General features: G+C 66.7%; 24 protein-coding genes and 3 pseudogenes. 20 read left to right on the top strand and 7 right to left on the bottom strand.

What is annotated here, in order from left to right; all coding sequences use genetic code 11:
- From C486_RS17730 to C486_RS17655, 16 genes and pseudogenes are all read left to right on the top strand, one after another.
- Positions 1-273: pseudogene (locus C486_RS17730) on the top strand (hypothetical protein); the annotation flags it as partial.
- Positions 274-363: 90 nt separating this feature from the next.
- Positions 364-1,743, top strand: coding sequence for a tRNA pseudouridine(13) synthase TruD (truD, locus tag C486_RS17725; protein WP_008458635.1), 1,380 nt, complete (start codon positions 364-366; stop codon positions 1,741-1,743).
- Positions 1,744-1,888: 145 nt separating this feature from the next.
- A complete protein-coding gene (locus C486_RS17720; RefSeq protein WP_008458633.1) occupies positions 1,889-2,185 on the top strand; it encodes a hypothetical protein in 297 nt (98 codons plus the stop codon).
- Positions 2,186-2,187: 2 nt separating this feature from the next.
- Entirely contained in the window at positions 2,188-2,514 is a 327-nt protein-coding gene (locus tag C486_RS17715; protein WP_241432542.1) for a hypothetical protein, read from the top strand.
- 391 nt (positions 2,515-2,905) lie between these two features.
- Positions 2,906-3,745 carry a 5'/3'-nucleotidase SurE gene (gene surE, locus C486_RS17710; RefSeq protein ID WP_008458629.1) on the top strand — a complete coding sequence of 280 codons (840 nt, stop codon included), beginning with the start codon at positions 2,906-2,908 and terminating at the stop codon, positions 3,743-3,745.
- An 81-nt stretch (positions 3,746-3,826) separates the two neighbouring features.
- On the top strand, positions 3,827-5,665 hold the full coding sequence (locus tag C486_RS17705; protein WP_008458627.1) for a type II/IV secretion system ATPase subunit: 1,839 nt from the start codon (positions 3,827-3,829) through the stop codon (positions 5,663-5,665).
- A 3-nt stretch (positions 5,666-5,668) separates the two neighbouring features.
- Positions 5,669-7,864 (top strand): type II secretion system F family protein, encoded by a 2,196-nt coding sequence (locus C486_RS17700; RefSeq protein WP_008458625.1) that lies wholly within the window; start codon positions 5,669-5,671, stop codon positions 7,862-7,864.
- 2 nt (positions 7,865-7,866) lie between these two features.
- Complete coding sequence (locus C486_RS17695; protein ID WP_008458623.1) at positions 7,867-9,477, top strand: Ig-like domain-containing protein; 1,611 nt, start codon at positions 7,867-7,869, stop codon at positions 9,475-9,477.
- Between the two features lie 97 nt (positions 9,478-9,574).
- Entirely contained in the window at positions 9,575-10,336 is a 762-nt protein-coding gene (locus tag C486_RS17690) for a DUF2103 domain-containing protein (RefSeq protein WP_008458621.1), read from the top strand.
- 157 nt (positions 10,337-10,493) lie between these two features.
- Positions 10,494-10,700 carry a hypothetical protein gene (locus C486_RS17685; protein ID WP_008458620.1) on the top strand — a complete coding sequence of 69 codons (207 nt, stop codon included), beginning with the start codon at positions 10,494-10,496 and terminating at the stop codon, positions 10,698-10,700.
- A 99-nt stretch (positions 10,701-10,799) separates the two neighbouring features.
- Entirely contained in the window at positions 10,800-11,063 is a 264-nt protein-coding gene (locus tag C486_RS17680; protein ID WP_006185277.1) for a hypothetical protein, read from the top strand.
- Between the two features lie 18 nt (positions 11,064-11,081).
- Complete coding sequence (locus tag C486_RS17675; RefSeq protein WP_006181151.1) at positions 11,082-11,216, top strand: DNA-directed RNA polymerase subunit P; 135 nt, start codon at positions 11,082-11,084, stop codon at positions 11,214-11,216.
- 5 nt (positions 11,217-11,221) lie between these two features.
- Positions 11,222-11,488, top strand: coding sequence for a KEOPS complex subunit Pcc1 (locus C486_RS17670; RefSeq protein ID WP_008458617.1), 267 nt, complete (start codon positions 11,222-11,224; stop codon positions 11,486-11,488).
- Between the two features lie 9 nt (positions 11,489-11,497).
- Positions 11,498-11,874: pseudogene (locus tag C486_RS22695) on the top strand (DUF2243 domain-containing protein); the annotation flags it as partial.
- 65 nt (positions 11,875-11,939) lie between these two features.
- The gene (locus C486_RS17660) at positions 11,940-12,335 is read left to right on the top strand and encodes a prefoldin subunit beta (protein ID WP_006185273.1); all 396 of its coding nucleotides are present in this window, start codon (positions 11,940-11,942) and stop codon (positions 12,333-12,335) included.
- Positions 12,336-12,584 (top strand): DUF3194 domain-containing protein, encoded by a 249-nt coding sequence (locus tag C486_RS17655; protein WP_008458609.1) that lies wholly within the window; start codon positions 12,336-12,338, stop codon positions 12,582-12,584.
- 53 nt (positions 12,585-12,637) lie between these two features.
- Here C486_RS17655 and C486_RS17650 read toward each other — a convergent pair whose 3' ends face one another.
- The 3 genes from C486_RS17650 to C486_RS17640 all read right to left on the bottom strand — a co-directional run bounded on the left by C486_RS17650 (position 12,638) and on the right by C486_RS17640 (position 16,125).
- Entirely contained in the window at positions 12,638-14,956 is a 2,319-nt protein-coding gene (locus tag C486_RS17650; protein ID WP_008458607.1) for an LUD domain-containing protein, read from the bottom strand.
- 1 nt (position 14,957) lies between these two features.
- Entirely contained in the window at positions 14,958-15,464 is a 507-nt protein-coding gene (locus C486_RS17645; protein WP_008458605.1) for an LUD domain-containing protein, read from the bottom strand.
- 106 nt (positions 15,465-15,570) lie between these two features.
- Positions 15,571-16,125: a GMP synthase subunit A gene (locus C486_RS17640; RefSeq protein ID WP_008458603.1), complete on the bottom strand. Its 555-nt coding sequence runs from the start codon at positions 16,123-16,125 to the stop codon at positions 15,571-15,573.
- Between the two features lie 188 nt (positions 16,126-16,313).
- On the opposite strand from C486_RS17640, the gene C486_RS21830 reads away from it, so the two are divergent.
- The gene (locus C486_RS21830; RefSeq protein WP_008458600.1) at positions 16,314-16,451 is read left to right on the top strand and encodes a hypothetical protein; all 138 of its coding nucleotides are present in this window, start codon (positions 16,314-16,316) and stop codon (positions 16,449-16,451) included.
- 223 nt (positions 16,452-16,674) lie between these two features.
- Here the strand turns inward: C486_RS21830 and pan1 are convergent, their stop codons facing one another.
- Positions 16,675-17,892, bottom strand: coding sequence for a proteasome-activating nucleotidase Pan1 (gene pan1, locus C486_RS17635; protein ID WP_008458598.1), 1,218 nt, complete (start codon positions 17,890-17,892; stop codon positions 16,675-16,677).
- A gap of 126 nt (positions 17,893-18,018) precedes the next feature.
- Between pan1 and C486_RS17630 the strand changes: the two genes are divergently transcribed.
- The 3 genes and pseudogenes from C486_RS17630 (at position 18,019) to rad50 (ending at position 22,723) form a co-directional block, all read left to right on the top strand.
- Positions 18,019-18,288 (top strand): MarR family transcriptional regulator, encoded by a 270-nt coding sequence (locus C486_RS17630; protein ID WP_008458597.1) that lies wholly within the window; start codon positions 18,019-18,021, stop codon positions 18,286-18,288.
- A gap of 405 nt (positions 18,289-18,693) precedes the next feature.
- Positions 18,694-20,045 (top strand): annotated as a pseudogene (mre11, locus tag C486_RS17625) (DNA double-strand break repair protein Mre11).
- Positions 20,042-22,723, top strand: a complete 2,682-nt coding sequence (gene rad50 / locus C486_RS17615; RefSeq protein WP_008458593.1) for a DNA double-strand break repair ATPase Rad50 — start codon at positions 20,042-20,044, stop codon at positions 22,721-22,723. Before mre11 ends, rad50 begins: the two are co-directional and overlap by 4 nt.
- Before the next feature lie 42 nt (positions 22,724-22,765).
- On the opposite strand, the gene C486_RS17610 is transcribed toward rad50, so the two are convergent.
- Genes C486_RS17610 through C486_RS17600 form a run of 3 tightly spaced genes read right to left on the bottom strand, consistent with a single transcriptional unit; the run spans position 22,766 to position 23,983 of the window.
- Entirely contained in the window at positions 22,766-23,227 is a 462-nt protein-coding gene (locus tag C486_RS17610; RefSeq protein WP_008458592.1) for a DUF7346 family protein, read from the bottom strand.
- On the bottom strand, positions 23,224-23,745 hold the full coding sequence (locus C486_RS17605) for a DUF7322 domain-containing protein (protein WP_008458590.1): 522 nt from the start codon (positions 23,743-23,745) through the stop codon (positions 23,224-23,226). Before C486_RS17605 ends, C486_RS17610 begins: the two co-directional genes overlap by 4 nt.
- 52 nt (positions 23,746-23,797) lie before the next feature.
- A complete protein-coding gene (locus tag C486_RS17600; protein ID WP_083866056.1) occupies positions 23,798-23,983 on the bottom strand; it encodes a DUF7331 family protein in 186 nt (61 codons plus the stop codon).
- Between the last annotated feature and the right edge of the window lie 92 nt (positions 23,984-24,075).

Genomic DNA, 24,075 nt, shown 5'->3' with positions numbered 1-24,075 from the left:
CGCGCCATCAGAGATGTGTATAAGAGACAGCCCCTCCTGTTCCTCTCGGAGACCTTCGTCTCGCCCGAACTCCTCCCCGGCTGGTTCGGCCCGCTGGTGAACCTCTCGCCGCTGACGTACTTCGCGCGGGGCGTGCGGGCGGTGACCTACGCGGGGGCGGACACGGAAACCGTCGCGGGCGTCGATCCCGCGCTCGCGAACCTCGGCATTCTCGCCGCCCTTGCCGTCCTCGCGTTCGCGCTGGGTGCGCGATCGATCCCGCAGACGGACTGACCGTCGCGACGGTCGATCGCAGTGGAGCCGCGCCGCTCGCCGCGAGAACGAACCGATTTACGCGCGCCGCTCCAATCGACGGCAACCAGTATGCGCTCGGGACACCCCACGGAGCAGGCTGTCGGCATGGAGTACTACGTCAGCGACGCGGACGGCGTCGGCGGCCGTCTCCGCGAGGACGACGCCGATTTCCGGGTGCGCGAACTCGAGCGCTTCGATACCGAGCCCGTCGACGCGCCGACGGCTGCCTACCCGCACCTCGTCTTTCGAGCGACGCTACGGGGCTGGGACACCAACGATTTCGCCGCGCGGCTCTCGGACGCGCTGGGGATCTCCCGCGAGCGAGTCAACTGGGCCGGCACGAAGGACAAGTACGCCGTGACGACGCAGTTGTTCTCGGTCTACGGTGCCGACCCCGACGAACTGCCCGAAATCGACGGCGTCGAGATCGAGGTCCTGGGGCGGGCCGGCCGAAACCTCGAGTTCGGCGATCTGGCGGGCAACGAGTTCGAACTCGTCGTCACCGGTCCCGAACGGCCGGACAACGCCGCGGCGATCACCGACGCCCTATGCGAGTTCGGCGGGCTCGGCGACTCACAGCGGCGCGGCGGCAGCGCGGCTGCTTCGAGCGGGACCGAGACATCGATCGGCGTCCCCAACTTCTTCGGCCAGCAGCGCTTTGGTAGTCGGCGGCCGGTCACGCACACGGTCGGGCTCGCGATCGCCCGCGACGACTGGGAGGGGGCAGTACTGGCCTACCTCGGGGAGCCGACCGATGCGGAACCGGCGGGGACCCAGGAGGCGAGAGCCTTCATCGAGGAGACCAGAGACTGGCAAGAAGCCCTCGAACGCGTGCCACACCGCCTGCGCTACGAGCGCTCGATGCTCCACGCGCTCGCCGAGTGCGACGGCGAACCCGGCCCCGAGGAGTTCAGAGCGGCCCTCGAGCGGGTGCCCTCGAACCTCCAGCGGCTGTTCGTCCACGCGGCCCAGTCGTACGCGTTCAACCTGATGCTCTCCGAGCGCCTCGAGCGCGGCTTGCCCTTCGACCGGCCCGTCGAGGGGGATGTGGTCTGCTTTTCGGATACCGACGCACCCGACGGGCTCGCGCTCCCCGATACCGACCGACTCCAGCGGGTCGACGAGCGCCGGGTCGACTCGGTGACCCGCCACTGCGAGCGCGGCCGGGCGTTCGTCACCGCGCCGCTGGTCGGCACCGAAACCGAACTCGCCGACGGCGAGCAGGGCGAGATCGAGCGCGCCGTCCTCGCGGACCTCGGCCTCGAGCCGGCGGACTTCGACCTGCCCGGGGAGTTCGGCTCGACCGGCACCCGGCGGGCGATCCTCCTGCGGACTGCCCTCTCGCTCGACCCCGACCCGCTGACGCTGACGTTCGCGCTGCCGAAGGGGTCGTACGCGACCGTCGTCTCCCGGGAGTACCTGAAGGTCGATCCGATCGACCTCGGCTGAGACGGCACTCGAGCGGGACTCGAACGCTCGAGGCGACCGTCACCGGTCGACGCCCGGCGGCGAAGCCTTTAGCACCGTGTCACGAGTAGGCTGGGAATATGGTCCTCGCACCCGAGCAGGAATCGAACCGAGGTGGAGTCCGCGCGTGATCGGGACGAACGAGCACCGCGAGATCGTCGACTGGGAGAAGACGACGGAAGACGGGCGCACGGTGTACGTCATCGAGTACAGCGAGCCCGTTCCGGAGCCGACGGGTCGCTCGAAGACGCTGTTCGGCGCGGGCAGCGGCGGCACGGTCCCCGCCGGCGAGCAGCACTTCGAACTGCCCGACGGCACGCACATCCCCGCGACCGAAGCCGCCTTCGACGCCGACGGAACGACGCTGCGGGTCCGCCGCAAGCGGTCGGTGGTCGATCGACTTCGGCGCTACTTGCCGTGGTGACGATGCTCGAGCTAGGTGCCACCCTCTTGTCCGGGCTGCTCCTCGTTCAGGGCCTGGTGGGATTCGCAGAGCGGCGGCTCTACACGGACGCGCAGCGATCCGGTGACCCGCTGCTCGTCCGACTCCAGCTTTTCGGCTCGCTGCTGGCGGTCGGGATCGGGCTTCTCGCCGCGGCGTGGATACGGCGTCACGGCCTGCCGTCGCCGTGGGCCTTCCTGCTGCTTACCGTCTGGGTGTCACTGACCGTGTTCCTCCAAATCGCTGTCTACCGGGCGATGGGCATCTCGCACAGTCCCGTGATCGACCGGGTCGCTTCGCGGCTGTCCTGACTCGAAGGCCGTCGGCCCGCTCGACTGTCACTCGAGCGTGGGGTGCAGCCGAGAGCGCCCCGATGCACCGCGCCGAAGCCGGCGGCACCGACACAGATCGCGAAGATGCCACGACGCCGGTGGCAGCGATCGCGCCGCCGATTTCCCGGACAAGCGATGCCAGCGGGAACAGCGGAATCGCCACGACGATCATACCGAGAAAAAGCAGATAGCAGCAGACCGATTCCGAGCAACGACGCGATGCCGTAGCGGAACGTCCCGAACGGGTCCGCGACGACGTCGTCCATCAGCCGGCCCGTGTCGTCGGATGCGACCGCGACGGGGTTCCACAGGGATCGACTTCGCTGAACCGAACAGCTACGTAGCTCGCCCCCAATCGACCGACCAGCCAATGGAACTGGACTCGGACCCGCACATCCTCCTGACGAACGACGACGGGATCGACGCGCCCGGCCTTCGGGCGCTGCACGACGCGCTCTCGGCGGTCGGCGAGGTGACCGTCGTCGCGCCGGACCGGAACCGGAGCGCCGTCGGCCGGTCGCTGTCCTACGGGCGGACGAACGCCTCGGACGGCGGGGACCTCTCGCTGGACCTCGAGGCCGACTCCTTTACCTCGCCGGTTCCTCACACCGATCACGACCTGGGCTACGCAGTCGACGGCACCCCTTGTGACTGCGCTATCGTCGGCGCGAAGGGGCTCGAGCCGGCCCCCGATATCGTCGTCTCGGGCTGTAACGACGGCGCAAACCTCGGCACGTACGTCTTCTCCCGATCAGGGACCGTCAGCGCCGCTATGGAGGCGGCCTTCCTCGGCACCCCGTCGATCGCCGTCTCGATGGACACGCTCGGTCACGACGACGCCCTCGAGCCCGCGGACTTCGAGCGGGCGGGCGAGATCACCGCCGCCCTCGTGGCCGGTGCACCCGGGACCGGTCTGTTCGATCGGGTCGACTACCTGAACGTCAACGTCCCCGGTCCGAGGGCCGAACCCGACGGCGTTGCGATCACGCGCCCGACCGAGGTCTACGAGATGGACGCCGCCTTCGAGGACGGCCGGTTCCAGCTGACGAACCGCCTCTGGCAGCAGATGGCCAACCGCGACATTCCCGACGGCGAAGACACCGACCGCCACGCCGTCCTCGAAGAGGCGGTCTCGATCTCCCCGCTTCGGGTCCCCTACGACGTCATCGATACGGAGCCGGTCCGGACCGTCTTCGACCGAATTCTGTGACGGCCGACACGCAGGTTCGTTGTCAGGTCACGAGCCAGCACAATTTAGGGAGTCGGCTCACAAGGGGCAGTCAATCGATCGATGGCGGACGGGAACCCACCGGACGAAACTGACGACAACCGGGGTGAAATCCCCTCGCAGCCGCCGAGCGGCGTCGGCCCGGCCTCGAGTCTCGGGACCGAGGCCGAGTCGGTCGTCGCCCCGACGGGCGACGGGACGACGGGGAGCGACGACGCCGATCCGGAGCCGATGTCGGCGATTGCTCCGACGGACTCGAAGTCGACGCGAGCGATCAGGGACGCCGTCCTCGCGGACGTGAAGGCGACGTTCGACGACCGGCCTGACGACGCGTTCCCCGGTCGCCCGTCCGACGCCTTCATCGAGGCGGAGTTCTTCGATTTCGGCTATCTCGACGACTACGAAGAGGTCGACCGCTACTGGGTCAACCGGCCGTACGCATACGTGACGATCCTGTACGACGAGTCGACCAACACCAACCGGTATCACGTCGTCGAACCCGACTTAGACGAGTTCGAGGAGTACGTTCGCGAGGACCTCATCCGGTCGCTGCGCAGCGATCTGCTGTACAAGGAGTTCGACGGCGAGATCGACCGGGCGGCGACCTTCGACGAGGAAGTCCCGCGGGTGATGCGTGAACACGCCCCGACCGTCGGCGACGGCTCCCTTCAGCAACTCCGCTACTACCTCCGCCGGGACTTCGTGAGCTACGGGAAGATCGACCCGATCATGCGCGACCGGGCGGTCGAGGATATCTCCTGTGACGGAGCGGCGAAACCCGTCTTCGTCTACCACCACGGCTACCGCGACCTGCGGACGAACCTCGCTTTCAGCGACGAGCGCCTGAGCGCGTACGTCGTGCGACTCGCCCAACGCGCCGGCAAACACCTCTCGGTGGCCGACCCCCTGATCGACGCCTCGCTCCCCGACGGGTCGCGCGTTCAACTCACACTCGGGGGTGAGGTGACGACCGGTGGAGCCAACTTCACCGTCCGGAAGTTCGCCGAGGTACCGTTCACGCCGGTCGACCTCGTCAACTGGGGCACGTTCAGCATCGCGCAGATGGCCTACCTCTGGCTGGCCGTCGAGAACAACGCCTCGCTGATGGTCGCCGGCGGCACCGGGTCGGGGAAGACGACCAGCCTCAACGCGATTTCGATGTTCGTACCGCCCGAAAGCAAGGTCGTCTCCATCGAGGATACGCCGGAGTTGACGCTGCCCCACGACAACTGGATCCAAAGCGTCACGCGCACGGGCGTCACCGCCGGCGGGCGCGGCTCCGTCGGGATGTTCGACCTCCTGCAAGCGGCGCTGCGCCAGCGACCGGAGTACCTCGTCGTCGGCGAGATCCGCACCGAAAGCGACGTGGCGCTCACCTTCTTCCAGTCGATCGCTACTGGGCACACGGCGTACACCACGTTCCACGCCGATTCCGTTCGCGGGCTGTTGAGCCGGCTGGGGAACGAGCCGCTGAACGTCCCGTCCGAGATGATCGGTAACCTCGATATCGTCTCGATCCAGCAACAGACGACCCAGAACGGCAAACGCGTTCGGCGCAACAGGCGGCTCGTCGAATTCGGCGCGGACGACGCGGACGATGACCTCGAGCCACACGAAGTGTTCCGGTACGATCCCCGCTCGGACGGGTTCGAGCAGACCACGGGCTCGAGAGTGCTCGGTGCCATCGCCGACGAACGGGGCTGGACGCCCGGCCGCATCGAACGGGAACTGGACCACCGCGAAGCGGTCCTCGAGTACCTGCTCGAGGCGGGCATCACCGACTACGAGAGCGTCGCCCGCGTCATCCAGGGCTTCATTCGCGATCCGGACTACGTTCTCGAGGAGGTCCGTGCCGGCGACCTCGACCCTGACCGGATCGCGGTGACGGAGGCCGACGACTGACCCGTGACCGACCGTGATCGATCCGGCGACGACGCCGACCGCCACCTCGACGAGCCGGCGTTCCGCGAGCCGGCGCTCGACGAGGCGACGGCCGAGGCCGTCCTCGAGGACGCGTTCGGTGACGATTCAGGGACCTCGAGCGGATCGCCGGCGGCCGACGAGCGACGGACGGCGGTGGCCGACGCCGAGCCGGAACCCGAGGAAGCGCTCAGCCAGCCGTTCGCCGAGGAGCGCCACCTCGGTGCCGACGAGCAACGCGAGTTCCGGGAGGCGTACGGCCGGACGCGAGCGTTCTTCAAAGCGCGACCGGAGCGCTATCGTGGGCTCCAGCGCCTGCTCAAGCAGGCCCGGATTCGGGACACCTACGATACGTACCTGACCGACAGCGCCAGACGTGCGGGGATCGCCGCGGTCGCCGCGGGATGCCTCGCGACCGTCGGCCTCCTCGCGCTGGTGCGTACAGGGACGCTAGCCAGCGTGCTCGAACCGCTGTTCGGTCTGTCCGGCCGGGCACGGGACGCGTTCCTGACGAACCCGCTGGTCGTGGCCGCACTATTCGTCCCCCTGCTTTGCTCGCTCGCTGCCGGCGGTGCCGTCTGGATTGGGCGGAACTACTACTACCCGCGCAGCGCGGTGGCGGCCCGGCGGCGCAGCATCGCGCTCAACCTCCCGTACGCCATCACGTTCATGTACGCGCTCTCCAGCGGCGGGATGAACGTCATCGAGGTGTGTCGCCGACTCGGGAACAGCGAGGCAGTCTATGGCGAGGTCGCAAACGAGTTCGACCTCGTCGTCCGCGAGATCGACCTGTTCGGCAACGACCTGTTGCAGGCGCTGGACAACGTCCGGATGCTGACCCCGAGCGACGACTTTCGGCGGTTCCTCGACGACCTGCTCGGCGTCCTCGACTCCGGCGGCGATCTCGAGACGTTCCTCGAGGCGGAATCCGAGGCGGCCCTCGAAGACGCGCTCGAGGAGCAGTCGTCGTTCACCGAGACGCTCGGCATGCTCAGCGAGGTGTTCGTCGTCGCGTTCGTCGCTGCACCGCTGTTCCTGATCGTCGTTTTGATGGTGATGGGATTCCTCGGCACGGAGACCGTCGGCCTGATCGCCGGGCTCGTCTACGTCGTCTTCCCGCTCTCGATGGGCGGGTTCCTGCTCCTCGTCGATGTGCTTTCGCGTCCGTACCAGGAGCCGACCGCCAGCCTCGCCGTCGCGACGGAGCGAACGGTCGAACTCGAGCAGGTGGTCGACGATCCTCGCTTTGCGGCCTATCAGCGGTCGAAACGGGAGACCGGTATCCGTGCGTTCCTCTCCGATCCGTTGCGGGCGATCACCGACTGCCCCGTCCGCTCGCTCGGGGTGACGGTGCCGGCCGCCCTCGCCGTCGCCGGGCTCGCTATCCGGACTGGACTCGTCGAACCGACCGCCGCCGCGTTCCTCGCTGCCCCGCTCCGGACGACCGTCGGGCTCGCCGTCGTCCCGTTGGTGACGGCGACCGCGCCGCTGACGGTCCTCCACGAGCGCGAGCGCCGCCGGACGACCGTCATCACCGAGCGATTCCCGGACGTGCTGAGCATCCTCGCCAGCGCGAACCGGATGGGCGTCGACATCGTCGACGCCTTCGATCTGGTCACGCGCTGGGCCAGCGGGACCCTCGCCGCGGAACTTCGCCGCGTCCGCAACGACGTGGCCTGGAACCACGACCTAACGCGCGCTCTCCTCGGCTTCGCCGACCGGCTGAACGTGCCTCAACTGACCCGGACGATGACCCTCGTCGCGGAGGGGAGCCGCTCGAGCGGCGATCTCCACGGCCTGCTCGAGATCGCGGCGACGAACACTCGGGCACAGGCGAAACTCGCCCGCGAGCGACGGCGCGAAGTCGGCTCGTACGTCGCGATCGTCGTGATCGGCTTCCTCGTCTATCTGCTGGTTATCGTTATGGTCAGCGCGAGCTATCTCACCCCGATCGCCGAGGTGGCGGCCGAGACCGATCCAGCGGCCGCCGGCGGGCCGATCTCGCTGGGCGCGATTCCCGTCGACACCTACGAGCTGCTGTTCCTCCACTCGGCGCTCATTCAGGGCTTCGGCAGCGGGCTGATCGCCGGGAAACTGGCCGAGAACGACATCCTCAGTGGCCTCAAGTACGGACTGGGACTGGTCGCTCTCACGGTCGTCGCCTTCTTCTTCCTGGTATAACCATGGTCGAACCTCATCCCTACGGCCGGAGCGGAACCGAGACGCAGCCGACGGCCCGGCTCGGCGGAACCGGAGCGTTCCGCGGCTCCGAGCGGGCGGTCTCGCCGGTCATCGGCGCGATACTCATGTTTGCACTGCTCCTCGCTTTGCTGGCGATCCTCCAGACGACCGCGATTCCCGCGGTCAACGAGGGCCTCGAGTTTCAGCACAACGAGCGGGTCCGGACTGAGGTGGGGGCTGTCGACGGGGCCGTCGATCGAGTGGCCGCGACCGGGAACGGCGAGACGGTCGCCATCGAGGCCGGCCTGCGCTACCCGCCCCGCCTGTTCTTCGTCAACCCGCCGCCCGCCGCCGGGACGGTTCGCACGACGGCCCCCGCCAGCGTCGAAATCGCCAACGCGGCCGCGGCGGGCGAGACCGGCGACTACTGGAACGGAACCCCGCGGACGTTCGAGACGCGGTCGCTCGAGTACGTGCCCAACTACAACGAGTACGACGACGCGCCGGTGACGGTGGCCGAGCCGTGGATCGTCTACGACCGCTTCGACGAGACGGCGGTCACGAGGGGCGAGCAGGATCTCGTCGACGCCCGTCGGCTCGATCTCGTCGCGCTGGCGGGTGACCGCTCCGTTTCAGAGGCCACCGGTGTCGCGATCGACCTCGAGCCGACCAGCGCGCCGGTGCGGACGGTGACGGTCCGCGACGACGGCGAACCGGTCACGCTGACGGTCCCGACGCGGCTCACCGAGGACGAGTGGGCCGCCCTCCTCGCGGACGAACGCGATCCGGACGGCGATCCCGACAACGACCGGTACGTGACACGTTTCGACTGTCAGCGAGCGCCGCCGGACCCCTGTGGCCGACTGACACTCACGCTCGAGCGCGGGGCCACCTACGAACTTCGGCTCGGGGCTGTCGCCCTCGGCAGCGGTGCGAACGAGGAGACGGCGGCGTATCTCACCGATCTCGAGGGCAACGCGACGACTGTCCCCGAGAGCGGCCGCCAGCGGCTCGTCGTCGAGGCCCGCGACCGGTTCGACAACCCCGTCAGTGGCGTTTCCGTGACCGGGAGCGTCGGTGGCGACGGGACTGTTCGGGCCGTCGATCCCGTGACTGACGCGGCGGGACGGGCGACGTTCGTCTACGAGGCCCCGTCGACCGTAGACCGGACGCGAGATGTCGAGCCGACGCTTCGCATCGGCGAGCGCGCACACCGCGAAGTCCGGTACGACATTCGTGTGCTGGATCGCGGCAACGGGACGGCCAGTCCTGGCGGAGGGTCAGATGGCGGTGACGAGGCAACCGGCACCGAGCCGAGCGTGTCGATCACCGCTGTCACGGCGACGAACCCGCCGGACAGCTACCGGGTCTCCATCGAGGCGACCGATGGGAACGGCGATCTCGAGCGGGCCGCGTTCGAACTCCGGGACCCCGATACCGGGACTCCCATCCGGACGGTGACGGCGGCCCTCGACGGCGAGCGCGATACGGTGACCGGACGGCTGCGAGCGAAGGGGCGCGAGCGACGCGCGGCGTACCGGCTCGTCGCGACCGTCGTCGACGCGGCCGGACAGACCGGCCGCGACGAGACGACCGTCCGCGGAAGCGGATAGTCCGGACTGGGTGTCGATCCGAGTCGCACTCTCCGGGGCCGGCGTTCGATCCGGTCGGAAACAGACCTGTTTTACATCCGTCCCGACAAGTTCGCCTATGGAGTGTCGCCACTGCGCATCGCCGCTCGAGAAACCCGGTGACTTCTGTCTGGTCTGTCGGGAGGCCAACACCGAGGCGGTCGTCCTCGATGCGGCACGCGACAGGGCGACGATCACGATGCTCGCCGGCGACCCCGACGAACCGACGGCGAGGGGCGACGACATCGACGCCGACGAACAGGTACTCGGCGAGACGACGATCACGACGACGCCCGAAGACGGCGAGAACGAACCCATCGAACTCCGCAACTTCGCGGGGCTGATCGGCGACGAGATCCGCCGGAAGCGTCCCGAGGAGGTCTACGCGGGCGGCGTCCGTGCGGTGATTCGCGCCGTCCGTGCTGACGTTCATCATCCCTTCTATCGTGTCGACGACGACGATCCCGTCCGGGCGGTCCTCGAGCGCCGCGGCAACCGCGCGCTCGACGTCGTCGAGACGCCGCCGGCCGAGAAGATCAGCGGCAGTCACTCGACGCTCATCGGCGGCCGTACTGGGATGCAGGCCATTCACACCGTCGCGGACCACCCCCACGTGAAGAAGGTGATCCCCGGCCCTATCGACGCCGGCGGGAAGGGGTCCCAATCAGGAATGCGCGCCAAAGTGACTCGCGCCGACGACGGCGGCAACGTTCGCATGCTGTTGCGCAACGGCTCGAGCGTCCAGGAGAACCGAGTCGTGACGACGGCTCGCGACCGGGAGATGGGCGAGCGCATCCGCGACGACCTCAACGACGTGCTCGCCGACGCCGAATTTCAGTAGCGTCCCGCTCGGCCATTGGTTCGGATTGCCAACCGCCGCTGTCAGTCGTGCCGTCGGGAGCGTTCCACAGCAACTAGTGTGTCGCGTCGATGGCAGTGTCAGGTGCTGCTGGTTGTGTGAGCTTTAATCCCCCGTCCGTAATTAGATCTAATTAGCCATGCTCGAGCGACCGGACGCCGTCCTGACCCTGATCCCGCTGTTGGCGGTAAGCGGCCTCGCGGTTCGGACGCTGCTTGCGGCCCCAAGCGTCGGCACGGGCCTACACACTGCACCGCTCGCGATCGCGGGCTACCTCGCCGCGCTCGCGCTCGTCTTTCTGGAACTGCTCGCGTGGCCGGTCGCCGAGCGACTCGGTGACTCCTGATCGGGGACCGTCGACTGACCGGTCCGCGGAGCGATTCCGACCGGAGGGGCGTCGCGACTCAACAGGTTTAAGAATCCGCTGGCGATAGTGTGGACCACTATGGCCAAGAAAGGACAGGTCGGTAGCGCTGGCCGCTTCGGTGCCCGCTACGGCCGCGTCGCCCGCCGTCGCGTCAGCGAGATCGAAGATGACATGGAAAACGCCGAGGTCGACGGCGACGACGTCACCCGCGTCGGCACCGGCATCTGGAAGAACGAGGAAACCGGCGAAGTCTTCACCGGCGGCGCGTACCGCCCTGAGACCCCCGCCGGCCGTACCGTCCAGCGCTCCATCCGCGCTGCCCTCGCAGAGGACGACGACTAACGCGTCCCGAGACTCAGTATGAGTTACAAATGCTCCCGCTGTAAACGCGACGTGCAACTCGACGAGTACGGCGGCGTCCGCTGTCCCTACTGCGGCCACCGCGTGCTCCTGAAAGAACGCAGCCGCGACGTCAAGGAAGTCGACGTCCAGTAACTGCCGTGTCTTCTCACGACGCGACACTCGAGTTCGACTACGAGACGCCGTCGCGTGCCGAACTCGTCGCCACGAGCGTCGCCCGCGAGATCGGCGAGATCGACGACGAGCGCTCACGGACGATCCTCGAGCGGGACGGCTCGTGCGTTCGGATCGACATCGACGCCGAGGACGTGGTCGCGCTCCGAGCGGCGCTGAACACCTGGTTCTCGCTAGTCGACGTCGCCGAACGGGCCGCTGACGCCGGCGAGGCCGTTCTCACGGCCCAGTAGCCACGCTGCTCGAGCCGAGCGACCGATCTCGAACTCAACGTGAGCCGAGGCCTCTTTCACCTCGCGACGTACGTGTTTACCGTCATCGGCGTCGTGTTACTCTCGCAAGCGTGGCGCTTTCATCCGGTGCCGAACTCCGGGCGGACGCTACTGGGCGCAGTGATCATGGGCTGGGGCGTTTTCAACCTCGTCGAAGACTGGTGAACCACCACCTGCTCGGCATTCACCACGTCTGGCCCGCCGGCCCGGGGTCGATCCTCCTTTGGGACGCGGGCTTCCTGCTCTGGGGCGTGCTCTTCCTCGGCGGCTATCTCGTGATCCGAACCGACGGCGCGGCGACGCCGACGACCGGCGACGAAGCGGTCGCGACGGACGGACGTGGCTAGGGATCCGATCCTCCGGACGGAAGACAAAGCTTGGCTTTATCAGTCCGGAGGGCGACGGTCGAGATATGCAAGGAAACCTGCCGCCGGAAGCACAAGAGAAAATCGAGCAGCTACAGGACCTTCAGGAGACGGCCCAGGAAGTCGCCGTCCAGAAACAGGAAGCCGAATCGGGCCTCACCGAGGCACAGAACGCCCTCGACGAACTCGAGAACATCGACGAGGGAACGACGATGTACCGGAACGTCGGCGAACTCCTCGTCGAGACCGACTACGACCAGGCCGAGGAGGACCTCGAGGACAAGGTCGATTCCCTCGAAATCCGCCTCGAGACCCTCGAGAAGCAGGAAGAGCGCGTGCAAGACCAGTTCGAGAGCCTCCAGGAGGAGCTCGAGGACCTGCTCGGTGGCGGCATGGGCGGCGGCCCGGCCGGCCCCGGCGGCCCGGGCGCTGGCGGCGCGTAAATGTCGACTGAGGAACCGTCGGACGAGACCGTCGTCCAGACGGCCTCGGACGCCGCGGAAGGCGTCATCTTCTCACAATACAAACAGTCCGACGTGCGCGATTACGACGTGACTGTCGTCTTCGAGGACGGCGTCCTCGAGGTCGATGTCTATCTCAACGCGCCCGAGGACGAGGCCAACCCCGAACGGATCGCCGACGACGCCGCGCTCGCAGCGCGACACGCGGTCGACGACCTGTTCGAGGCGTAGCTGACCGGTCCGTCCGGACACCGTTTTTCCCGACAAATGACGGAGAGCGACCGCTACGTCCGAGCGCCACCAGGTGCGAGCAACTCGATCGGATGGGCCACATCACGCTCGAGCAGCGTCTCGAGTTGGTCGCCACAGGAGGTTCCCGACGCGACGACGGGGAGACCGTCGTCGATCTCTTCGGCCAGCCGCTCGCCGACATCCATACTGAGTTCGTAGTACTCCCGCTTGTAGCCGAACGAGCCGGCCATCCCACAGCATTCGGCGCTCGAGAGTTCGGGGGCGTAGCCACAGCGCTCGAGGACAGCGGCAGTGGGCGCTTCGAGATCGAGCGTCCGTTGCTGGCAGTGGGAGTGGTAGGCGACCGGCTCCGCGCCGTCGCCGGTCGACAGAGCCGTCGGATCGGCCCCGTTCTCGAGGAGGCCGTAGACGTACTCGCAGATTTCGTAGCTGCCGTCCCGAAGCCGCTCGTACGAGTCCACCGGTAACAGGCGCTCGTACTCGCGGTGCATGGCCGCCAGATCGGAGGGTTCGATGACGACCACGTCTCGGCCGGCATCGAGGTCCTCGGCCAGCGCGGCGTAGAGTCGGCTCGCCTGTCTGTCCGCCGTCGCGATCATCCCCTGCGAGAGCGCCGCGCGACCGCTTTCAGGCAGGTTCGGCACGCGGACCGGCACGCCCAGCGCCTCGAGCGTCCGGACGGCGGCCTTCCCGCGGTCGATGTCGACGTAGTTCGTGTACACGTCGGTGTAGAGGACGGCCTCGCGGTCGATGTCGGCTCCGTTCCGTGAGTCAGCCCGAGCGGCCCGTCGACTCGAGGCAGCCGCGCCGCCTCGCCCCGCGAACCAATCGACGAGCGACTCTCGGCGGAAGGTCGGGAGATCGCGCCGGCGGTCGATACCGAGGGTACGCTCGAGAACTGCGCGGACGGGGCCGGCGTCGGCGAGCCAGTTCGAGACGGGAGCGGTCGCGCTGGCGGCTTTCGCGACCGTGCCGATATTCCCGAAGAAGCGTTTGCCGGGGTCAAGCCCGCCCGACTCCGCGTCGGGCGTGAGGCCGTCGACGAGGAAGTCGTACGCCTCGGGGTCGTCGCTGCGGTTGAGCCGATCCCTGACGACGGTGTTGATCCACGGGATGTCGATCTTCACCGGACAGGCGTCGACACAGTTCGTACAGCCGGTACAGAGGTCGTTGAACTCGGCCGCCGACTCCTGGCCGTGAACGCCGGCCTCCCAGCCGGTTGCGATGCCCCCCGAATAGGTCTCGCCGCCGAAGCCGTGGCCGCCGACGGACTGGAAGTTGGCACACGAGTTCGAGCAGGCTCCACAGCGGATGCAGTACAGAGTTTCCCGAAGCTGATCGTCCTCGCGCATGTCCATGCGGCCGTTGTCCAGCAGGACGAGGTGGAACTCGCGGTCCTGGGTTCCGGGCCCGTCCGCTCCCGTCCCGTCGGCCGCCGCTCCCTCGCCGGCCGTGATCGGCTTGTCCGGCGCGTCGAAATCCAGCGTCGGCGAGTCGGTCGGCGGGGACAGCATCGTGACGTACTGGGAGATCGGTTGCCCGGTCGCGCTCTTGGCGATGATGTCGACGAACGGCTCGAGGTCCGACAGCGTCGGGAGCAGTTTCTCGACGCCCGCGACCGCGACGTGCGTGTCGGGCGTGACCGCACATTTCCGGGCGTTACCCTCGTTCGTGACCAGCGTGATCGTCCCGCTGTCGGCGACGACGAAGTTCGCGCCGGTGACTCCCACATCGGCTCCATCGATGATCTCGCCGAGGTGATCGCGCGCGAACCGCGTCAACTCCGTGGCCGTCTCGAAGGGCGCGTCGGGATCGAACCGCTCGTTGAACAGGGTGGCGATCTCCTCGCGGGAAATGTGCATTGCCGGCCCGACGATGTGGGAAGGCGTCTCGTCCGCGAGTTGGAGGACCCACTCACCCAGATCGGTCTCGGTAACGTCGATCCCGTCGGCCTCGAGCGCGTCGTTGAGATCGATCTCCTCGGTCGTCATGGACTTCGATTTGACGACCGACGGCGACGCGGCTGCACCGTCGGCACCGTTCGTGGCCTCGCGGTTGACAACGTCAGTCACGTACGCGTTCGCGTCCGCGGCGTCGTCCGCGATGTAGACGGTCCCGCCGTTTTCCTCGACGGCTTCGCGGACCGTCTCGATCAACTCGGGGAGCCGATCGATAGCGGCTTCCTTGATCGAGCGCGCCTCGGTCCGCAGCTCCTCGAGGTCGTCGGTCCCACCGTAGGTCTCCTTTCGGCGGGCGTTCGAGGCGCTCGCGTGGGCGTGGATCGCCGGTCCCTCGGTCTCGAGCAGGTGCCGAATCCGGTCGGCCTGCTCCGAGCGCGTGTGTTGGGCCATCCTATCGGTCCTCCAGAACGATTACGTGAACGTCGCCGGGACCGTGGACGCCGTGGACGAGGTCGCCCATGTCGGCGGTCGCGCTCCGACCGGTCGCGAAGACGACGCTGTCCCGGCCCGCGTCGAACCCGTCGGCGAGTCGGTCGAAGCCGGCGCTTATATCAGGGACGATATCGCTCTCCGCGACGACGGCAACGTGTCGCTCCGGGTAGAGACTGATCGGTTCCGCGCCGTTGGCCGTCGACTCGACGGCGACTGTGCCGTACTCCGCGATCGCGAATCCGACCGGAGTGATGCCGGTCCGGGCGGCCGTCAGTTCGGCGGCCATCGGATCAGTCGTCACCGACGCCGGGAGGTCGACGTCGTCGAAGGGGAGGGGGACGCCGATCGCTGGTTCCGCGGCGATCGTTCCGATCCGCTCGCTCGCGTCGGCGGCCGTCACGCGCTCGAGTCCCACCTCGAGGCCCTCGAGTGCGCGTTCGAACCGACCGACAGTGTCGACTGTCATCGCGTTTCACATTCGTCCGAGCAGTAAAGACGCTGATGATCAATAAATTGTCATGTCGTAACGACACGGTGGCCCGAATCGATCGCGGGTCGGCACGGCCGTGTGCTTACCGCGATTTGCAGATCGCCAGGAAGTTCTCGAAGATCTCGTCGCCCTCCTCGGTGTGGGCGACCTCGGGGTGCCACTGGACGCCGTAGAGATCGCGGTCGGTGTCGCTCATCGCTTCGACGTTACAGACGTCGCTTTTCGCCGTTAGTTCGAAGCCCGCCGGCAGTTCCGTGACCTCGTCGGCGTGACTCGCCCAGACGCGGGTTTCGGGGTGCAGCGAACCGGTCAGCGGGTCGTCATCGTCGACGATGTCGACGGTCACGTCGGCGTACCCGCCGTACTCGCCGCTCCCGACGCTGCCGCCGAGTTCAGCGGCGATCAATTGCATTCCCAGGCAGATTCCCAGGACCGGCACGTCCGCCTCGAGATAGGCCGGCGACTCCCCGATCCGATCCATGTCCGGCCCACCCGAGAGGACGACGCCGTCGGCGTCGACGGCGTCCGGCGGCGTCTCGTTGTCGATCAATTCCGTGTCAACGCCGAGGTCACGAAGGGCCCGGCGCTCCAAGTGGGTGAACTGTCCGTGGTTGTCCACCACGACGATTTTCGTCATTGAGTGCCCGTAGCGGCCCACTCGGTAAAAGCGGTCCGGAAACCGCTCTCGGCGTCGGTGGTGACGGCGATCGCAGTATCGGGTGTGACGAGCGGAATCGAGAAGTCGGGCACACATCGCGACGGAAACGGCGAGTCTCGACTCGGCGTTCCGGTATGTTTATGCGTTCGTCACCGGTTACAACTGACATGGCAGTCGATCTCAGCGAATTCGAGCATCCGTCGTGGCTCACTGCGGCAGGAACGGGTATCGGCTACGTCACCATTCTCGGGCTGCTGACACTGCTGATGTTCGTCGTTCCGTGGCTCGTCTTCTCGGCACTGTAACGCGCCTGGAGTTCCGACGGATAACTCGCTGCCAGTCGGTCCGTCTGGTCCCTGTCGAGAGCGCCGAGCAGTGGAACCGGCCGTGTGATACTGTGGCCGCAGCTAGCCCGCCAAAGAGAACACAGCGGAGCGGCCACACTGCGACCGAACGGCGACGGCACCGCCGTCGCTCGAGCGGCGGAAAACCGAACGAAGAGAACTGCTGTCGACCTCGGGCAGGAGTTCAGGCGAACGTCTTCGAGACCTCGTCGGACTCGTCGGATTCGGCCTCGACCTTGTCCCAGGCGCTGCGGAAGTCCTCCATCCGGATTTCGGTGCGGTCGTCGCGGATGGCAAACATGCCGGCCTCGGTACAGACGGCCTTGATGTCGGCACCGGAGGCGTTGTCGGCCTCTTCGGCCAGTGCAGCGAAGTCGACATCGTCGGAGACGTTCATCCCGCGGGTGTGGATCTCGAAGATGATCTCGCGACCCTCGGCGTTGGGCTTTGGCACCTCGATCAGGCGGTCGAACCGGCCGGGACGGAGAATAGCCCGATCGAGCATGTCGAAGCGGTTGGTGGCAGCGATGATGCGAATTTCGCCGCGCTCCTCGAAGCCGTCCATCTCCGAGAGGAGTTGCATCATCGTCCGCTGGACCTCGGCGTCGCCGGAGGTCTTCGATTCCGTTCGCTTTGCCGCGATGGCGTCGATCTCGTCGATGAAGATGACGGCGGGCTCGTGTTCGCGGGCGACGTCGAAGAGGTCACGAACCAGCTTCGCACCCTCGCCGATGAACTTATGGACCAGCTCCGAGCCGGCCATCTTGATGAAGGTGGCGTCGGTCTGGTTGGCGACGGCCTTGGCGAGCATCGTCTTGCCCGTCCCCGGCGGCCCGTAGAGGAGAACGCCGCTCGGTGGGTCGATGCCCACGTCGTCGAACATCTCGGGCTTCTCGAGGGGCATCTCGACGGTCTCGCGGACCTCTTGCATCTGCTCTTCGAGGCCGCCGATGTCCTCGTAGCTGACCTCGGGGCTCTCGGTGACCTCCATCACGCGGGCGCGGACATCCGTCTCGTTCGAGAGGGGTTTGACGATCGACAGCGAGTTGTTGACCGCGACCCGGGCGTCGGGTTCGATGTCCGCGCGCATCTCGTCTGTGACTTCCGTCAGCGCCTCTTGGTTGTTCCCGTGTTGTTTGATGATAACGCCCTCGTCCGTGACTTCCTGGACGGTGGCGACGAACAGCGGGGACTGTTTGAGTTTCTTGTTCTCGTGTGTGAGACGCTCGAGTTTCTGCTGGTACTTGTTGTTCTCGGCGTTGGCATCGAGGAGCTTGTCACGCATCTCCTCGTTTTGCGCCTCGAGGATCTCCAGCCGTTCCTCGAGCGCCTGGATTTTCTCCTGTTGGGACGCCTCGTCCTCGTCGTATGGGAGGTCGACGTCGTCCACGGTGTCGCTCATCACCCGACCTTTGGGTGCTGGTTCATAAGAGACTTCGGGTAGGTGCATTCGCCCTCGAAATATAACCGTAGGATATCAAACCGAATGGCAAATATTATTACTCTGTATTCGAAACGGGGGAGTAGGATGAGTGCTTCAGAGCGGTTTCGACAAGAGACTTCCGAGCGCGGAACGTGGGACGACGTCCGAGACCTGCCGCCGAGCGCGAAACTCGTCGCGAAGGTCCTCGAGTACAACGACACGATGACCCAGCAACAGATCGCCGACGAGACGCTGCTGCCTTCCCGGACGGTCCGGTATGCGTTAAACCGACTCGATGAGGAGAACGTTATCGATTCTCGCTTCTCGTTTTCCGACGCTCGCAAGCGGCTCTACAGTCTGGACGTTCGATCTTGACCTCCTCCCACCCCTGAAGGGGTGGGATTCTTCCGGTGGGGATTTCGGCTATGCTGATCCCCCCAGAAGCAACTTTCCCCACCTCGCGGCAGGTACTCCGGTCTATGCGATCCTCTTTGGGATTTGCCCGCCTCATAGACGGGGCAGTTGTGGTGGGCCGCCACTCGTGATTGTCCTACTCGAGGCACACGGGCCGGGCCATCGGCCCAACTTCACTACCGGTAACTGGCGATCACACCCGACGGACTGGGTTTTCCCCGCGTCGTCTCGATATCGTCGTCCGGTTTCTACAGCGACCGGGCCCGTCGTCGCGTCCCGACTGTCTTCAGTTCCGTGTGACGTATCGTTTTTACTTTCACTCCGGTGACGGAACCCATTTACGACGGGCTTGCCAACGACTGGCCAATGACGCGGGTTATCCATACGGGCGATACCCACATCGGGTACCAGCAGTACAACTCGCCCGAGCGACGACGGGACTTCCTCGCGGCTTTCCGCTCGGTCGTCGAAGACGCAGTCGACGACGACGTCGACGCGGTGATCCACGCCGGCGACCTCTTTCACGATCGGCGGCCGGGGCTCGTCGACCTTCAAGGAACTGTTGACATCCTCCGGACGCTCGCCGATGCCGACATCCCTTTTCTCGCCGTCGTCGGCAACCACGAATCGAAGCGCGACGCCCAGTGGCTCGATCTCTTCGCGGACCTCGGCCTAGCGACACGGCTCGGGGCCGAGCCGGTCGTCATCGACGACACCGCCTTCTACGGACTCGACTTCGTCCCGCGATCGCGCCGGGACGATCTCACCTACGATTTCGACGCGCTGCCGGCCGAAGCGGCCCATGCGAGTTTAGTGAGTCACGGCCTCTTCGAACCCTTCGCACACGCCGACTGGGACACCGAAACCGTCCTCGCCGAGTCGACGGTCGATTTCGACGCCGTTCTGCTGGGGGACAACCACAAACCCGACACCGCCGACGTACTGGACACGTGGGTCACCTACTGCGGTTCGACCGAGCGTGCAAGCGCCAGCGAGCGCGCGGATCGAGGCTACAACCTCGTCGACTTCGCGGACGATGGGACGGTCGGTATCAGTCGCCGTGGCCTGCCCTCGACCCGCGAGTTCGTCTTCGTTGATGTCGAACTCGCCGCGGACGAGGGCATCGACCGCGTTCAGGAACGGGTCCGCCAGCACGACCTCGCGGACGCGGTCGTCATCGTCACCATCGACGGCGAGGGTCGACCGATCGCCCCGGCGGCCATCGAAGAACTCGCCATCGACCGCGGCGCGCTCGTCGCTCGCGTGAACGATCGTCGGGACCTCCCCGACGAGGACGAGGACGAGGACGTGTCGGTCAGCTTCGCCAACCCGGACGATGCGGTCCGCGAACGGATACGAGAGATGGGCCTCAGCGACGCCGCCCTCGAGATCGACGAGACCGTCCGGAGCGGCGATCTCGCCGATTCGAACGTCCGCGACTCCGTCGAGCGGCGGGTTCGCGACCTNAGATGTGTATAAGAGACAGGCCCGCACCGGAGCGCCGGCCGGCCGATGAAGACGTGACGACCGTTGCCGACCACCTCGCCGACGGTGCGGAGTCCGCCCCCGAGTCGACCGACGATGCGCCCGCCGCAGGGGCAGCGAGTGACAGCGCCGACGCGGTTGACGACGCTGGCGACGGCGGCGGGGCTGCAGGCACCGATGACCCCGACGAGACCGCCGACACCGACACCGCCTCGCTGGGTGATTTCGCATGAGAGTTGACCGCGTTCAGCTGTTGAACTTCAAGTGCTACGGCGACGCCGATCTCACGCTCGAGCGCGGCGTCACCGTCGTCCACGGCGTCAACGGCAGCGGAAAGTCGACGCTGCTCGAGGCCGTCTTCTTCGCGCTCTACGGCTCGAAGGCGCTGGACGACCGAACGCTCGATGACGTCATCACGACCGGCGAGGAGGAAGCGGCGGTCGAACTGTGGTTTACCCACGACGACCGTGAGTACCACGTCGAGCGCCGGCTCAAACTTCGCGGCGACCGCGCGGCCACGACGAAGTGCGTGCTCGAGATGCCGACGGCGACGATCGAGGGCGCTCGCGACGTGCGTCGGGAGGTCACCCAGCTCCTGCGGATGGACGCCGAGGCGTTCGTCAACTGCGCGTACGTCCGCCAGGGCGAGGTCAACAAGCTCATCCACGCCTCGCCGAGCGATCGCCAGGACATGATCGACGACCTGCTCCAACTCGGCGCGCTCGAGGACTACCGGGAGCGCGCCAGCGAAGCCCGCCTCGGCGTCAAGACGGTACTGGACGGCCAACAGGAGGTCCTCGAGGACATCCGCGCTCAGGTCGAGCAGAAAGAGGCAAAGGACCTCCACGAGGAACTGAACCGTCTCGAGTCCCGCCGAACTGACGTCGTCGAGGAGATCGATCATTACGAGACACAGCGCGAGCAGGCCGCGGAGACGCTCGAGACGGCCACGGCGGTCCTCGAACGCCACGAGGAGACCCGCGAGGAGATCGTGGCCCTCGAGGAGGAGATCGATGCGCTCCGGTCGAAGATCAGCGAGACCGAACGCAAGCGCGAGGACGCAAGCGACGAACTCGGCGAGGTCCGGGCTCGGCGGGCGGAACTCGCGACCGAGCGCGCCGAACTCCTCGATGCCGTCGGTCTCGAGGACGATACCGACGCGGACGCGGTCCGGGACCGCATCGCGGAACTCGAGGCTCGCGACGAGGAACTCGGCGATGAGCTACAGGAACTGACGGTGGCGATCGAAACCGGGACCGACGAGATCGAGCGACTTCGCGAGGAGGCCGCCGACCTCGAAGCGCGGGCCGAAACCGCTCGCGAGGAGGCCGCCGACATCGACGAGCGGATCGAGGCCGACGCGGAGGCGATCGCGGACCGCGAGGCGAAACTCGCGGACCTCGACGAGGAGATCGCGTCCGCGCGGGCGACGTTCGACGATGCGCCGGTCGCGTTCGGCGAGGCGGCGGCCCACCTCGAGGCTCTCGAGAGCGACCGCGAGGAACTGAGTGCGGCTCTCAACGACGTCGTCGCCGACATCCGGACCGCCGAGAACGCGATCGAGGAGGGCGAACGGCTGCTCGAGGAGGGCAAGTGTCCCGAGTGCGGCCAGCCGGTCGAGGACTCGCCCCACGTCGACGTGCTCGACGACCGCCGGGAGGAACTCGCCGCTCTCGAGGCCGAGCGCGAGGACCTCGAAGCGGAGCACGACGCGCTCGACGACCGGATCGACCGCGCCGAGACGCTCCGGGAGGCCGAACGGCGGGTCGAGCGACTCGAGGAGAACCACGACAACATCGAACAGTTGCTCGCCGAGAAACGCGAGAGCCTCGCGGACCGGCGCGACCAGCGCCAGCAGCTCCGAGACGACGCCGCGGCCTACGAAGCCGACGCCGAGGAAAAGCGATCCACGGCGGCCGAACGGGAAGCCGAGGTGGCCGATTCGCGGGCCGAACTCGGCGCGATCAACGCCGAACGCGGGGAGATCACGGAGACACTCGAGTCCCTCGAGCGAGTCTCGACCATCGCCGACGAGCGGGCGAGCCTCGAGAGCGAGATAGAAACGCTTCGCGAACGGCGACAGGACTGGGCGGAAATGAACGACGAGCGCCGCGAGACGCTCTCGACGAAACGCGATCGCAAGGCCGACCTCGAGTCGGAGTTCAACGAAGAGCGGGTCGACACCGCTCGCGAGGAGAAGGCGAACGCCGAGACCTATCTCGAGCAGGTCGACGACAAACTCGCGGCCCTCGCGGATCAGCGAAACGAGATTCAAAACGCGATCGGTGCCGTCGAAAACGAACTCGAGGAACTCGAACGGCTCCGCGAGCGCCGCAAGCGCCTCGCGGAGCGGTGTGAGCGGCTCGAGTCCCTCTACGAGGAGGCCGAGGCGTTACAGACGACGTACGGTGAACTGCGTACGGACCTGCGCCAGCGCAACGTCGAGACATTAGAGCGACTGCTGAACGAAACGTTCGACCTAGTCTATCAGAACGACTCCTACGCGGCGATCGATCTCGACGGCGACTACCGGTTGACCGTCTACCAGAAAGACGGCGAAGCCTTAGAGCCCGAGCAACTGTCCGGCGGCGAACGGGCGTTGTTCAACCTCAGCCTGCGGTGTGCCATCTATCGACTGCTTGCCGAGGGTGTCGAGGGCACAGCTCCGATGCCGCCGCTTATCCTCGACGAGCCGACGGTCTTCCTGGACTCCGGCCACGTCACGCAACTCGTCTCGCTGGTCGAATCGATGCGGGACCTGGGCGTCGAACAGATCGTCGTCGTCAGCCATGACGAGGAACTCGTCGGCGCGGCCGACTCCCTGGTCCGGGTCGAGAAGGACGCGACATCGAACCGATCGCGACTCGAGCGCGGCGAGCCGCCTGAGAGTGCACTACTCGCCTCCGACTAACGATGGTGACCGTGGCCGGCGGTTCGGTCGGCCAGCTCGATTTCAGGAGTCGCCCCTCGCCGTTTCGGGCCCCGATTCGGTGCGCGACCGGATCGTCTCGAGCGCCGTCTCGCAGTCCTCGGTCACCCGATACCCACGCTCGCCGACGATCTCGGTTTCCTCGAGCAGGCCGGCGGCCGAAAGGACCGTCAGCCGGCCATGCAGGTCGCTCTCGCAGCAGTCGTAGGCGTCGAGCAGGGTTCGAACGCCGAGTGGCCCCCGCTCCGAGAGTTCGAGCAGCAGTCCCAGCGTCTCCTCGTCGTGGACGGTAGTCACCAGCGTCAGCACCGGGTCGCCCACGCTTCGGGCGGCCATCTCGAGGGGAGAGCCCTCGTCGACGGCCTCGAGACGATCGTTGCGGATGTAACACTCGTTGCCGGTTTCGGGGTCACGCACGAGGCTCGCGCTGTCCGATCGTTTGAGAAGCAGGTACCGTTTACCGGTGTCGTCCTCGACTGTGTTCATGGGCTGTCGTTTTGCTCCGGTGATCGTGAGCGGGGAGCGTCCCCCGCCATCGGATCGGCTGCGTCGGGCGCTTTCGATTCGGCCGTTCCCGCGTCGATATCAGCTCCGTCGTCGGCCTCGGGATCGTCAGCGGTGCTAGCGTCGCGGTCTCGCTTGAACGTTTTGTATCGCCGGCCGGCGAACCCGAACAGTACGGCCCCGACAGCGACGAGGAGGCCGCCACGGAACAGATCGCCCTTGAACACCAGCAATAGCGACCCGAGCGACACGGCCAGCACGGCGGCGTTGATGACCAACACCAGCGCCCAAAACGTCTCGAGGATGTCGCCGGGGACGTCAGTCTCGTCGGTAGACACGGTTGGCGGCTCGATCCCGTCCGACAGATCGGGCAGGTCGTCGTCCGGAACGTCGTCCTCGGTCGACACCTGTGGGATCGTGAGCCCATCGCGTTCCTCGTCGTAGAAGTCCGCTTCCGGGTCCCACTCGTCGGGCTCGTTTTCGGTCCGATCGAATACCACATGCGGGTCGATGCCCAGGGAGGGGAAAAACGTTCGCTTCGCGAGTGCCGTCTCAGGCCAGGTCCGCGAGCGTGAGGGTTCGAGAGGTCTCGACCCACGCGAGCGGGTTCTGGGCGTCATAAAAAACGACGCCGTCGTCGGTCTCGTAGGATTCGATCGTTGCGGTCCCCGCGGGTTCACTACTCGGCTCGCTCCGATCCGTCGCGTCGTCGTTCACATGGGTGGACACGTCGATCACCTGAGTGCATGCTATGTGTTACCACTTTATATGTCTTGTTGCTTCCGCAAGCTCCGCTGACGGACTCCTGTCGACGGGTATCGCAGGCGGGG

The sequence above is a fragment of the Natrinema gari JCM 14663 genome, from assembly GCF_000337175.1.
In the GTDB taxonomy this organism is placed as follows: Archaea; Halobacteriota; Halobacteria; order Halobacteriales; family Natrialbaceae; genus Natrinema; species Natrinema gari.
The sequence above is the reverse complement of the archived record's forward strand: the minus strand, read 5'-3'. Positions and strand labels throughout refer to the sequence as shown.

What these genes read in the sequence shown, in the direction of transcription:
- truD (WP_008458635.1), top strand. Translation starts at nt 364, where the DNA reads ATGCGCTCGGGACACCCCACGGAGCAGGCTGTCGGCATGGAGTACTAC.
- C486_RS17715 (WP_241432542.1), top strand. Translation starts at nt 2,188, where the DNA reads ATGCTCGAGCTAGGTGCCACCCTCTTGTCCGGGCTGCTCCTCGTTCAG.
- surE (WP_008458629.1), top strand. Translation starts at nt 2,906, where the DNA reads ATGGAACTGGACTCGGACCCGCACATCCTCCTGACGAACGACGACGGG.
- C486_RS17705 (WP_008458627.1), top strand. Translation starts at nt 3,827, where the DNA reads ATGGCGGACGGGAACCCACCGGACGAAACTGACGACAACCGGGGTGAA.
- C486_RS17695 (WP_008458623.1), top strand. Translation starts at nt 7,867, where the DNA reads ATGGTCGAACCTCATCCCTACGGCCGGAGCGGAACCGAGACGCAGCCG.
- C486_RS17690 (WP_008458621.1), top strand. Translation starts at nt 9,575, where the DNA reads ATGGAGTGTCGCCACTGCGCATCGCCGCTCGAGAAACCCGGTGACTTC.
- C486_RS17685 (WP_008458620.1), top strand. Translation starts at nt 10,494, where the DNA reads ATGCTCGAGCGACCGGACGCCGTCCTGACCCTGATCCCGCTGTTGGCG.
- C486_RS17680 (WP_006185277.1), top strand. Translation starts at nt 10,800, where the DNA reads ATGGCCAAGAAAGGACAGGTCGGTAGCGCTGGCCGCTTCGGTGCCCGC.
- C486_RS17675 (WP_006181151.1), top strand. Translation starts at nt 11,082, where the DNA reads ATGAGTTACAAATGCTCCCGCTGTAAACGCGACGTGCAACTCGACGAG.
- C486_RS17660 (WP_006185273.1), top strand. Translation starts at nt 11,940, where the DNA reads ATGCAAGGAAACCTGCCGCCGGAAGCACAAGAGAAAATCGAGCAGCTA.
- C486_RS17655 (WP_008458609.1), top strand. Translation starts at nt 12,336, where the DNA reads ATGTCGACTGAGGAACCGTCGGACGAGACCGTCGTCCAGACGGCCTCG.
- C486_RS17650 (WP_008458607.1), bottom strand. Translation starts at nt 14,956, where the DNA reads ATGGCCCAACACACGCGCTCGGAGCAGGCCGACCGGATTCGGCACCTG.
- C486_RS17645 (WP_008458605.1), bottom strand. Translation starts at nt 15,464, where the DNA reads ATGACAGTCGACACTGTCGGTCGGTTCGAACGCGCACTCGAGGGCCTC.
- C486_RS17640 (WP_008458603.1), bottom strand. Translation starts at nt 16,125, where the DNA reads ATGACGAAAATCGTCGTGGTGGACAACCACGGACAGTTCACCCACTTG.
- C486_RS21830 (WP_008458600.1), top strand. Translation starts at nt 16,314, where the DNA reads ATGGCAGTCGATCTCAGCGAATTCGAGCATCCGTCGTGGCTCACTGCG.
- pan1 (WP_008458598.1), bottom strand. Translation starts at nt 17,892, where the DNA reads ATGAGCGACACCGTGGACGACGTCGACCTCCCATACGACGAGGACGAG.
- C486_RS17630 (WP_008458597.1), top strand. Translation starts at nt 18,019, where the DNA reads ATGAGTGCTTCAGAGCGGTTTCGACAAGAGACTTCCGAGCGCGGAACG.
- rad50 (WP_008458593.1), top strand. Translation starts at nt 20,042, where the DNA reads ATGAGAGTTGACCGCGTTCAGCTGTTGAACTTCAAGTGCTACGGCGAC.
- C486_RS17610 (WP_008458592.1), bottom strand. Translation starts at nt 23,227, where the DNA reads ATGAACACAGTCGAGGACGACACCGGTAAACGGTACCTGCTTCTCAAA.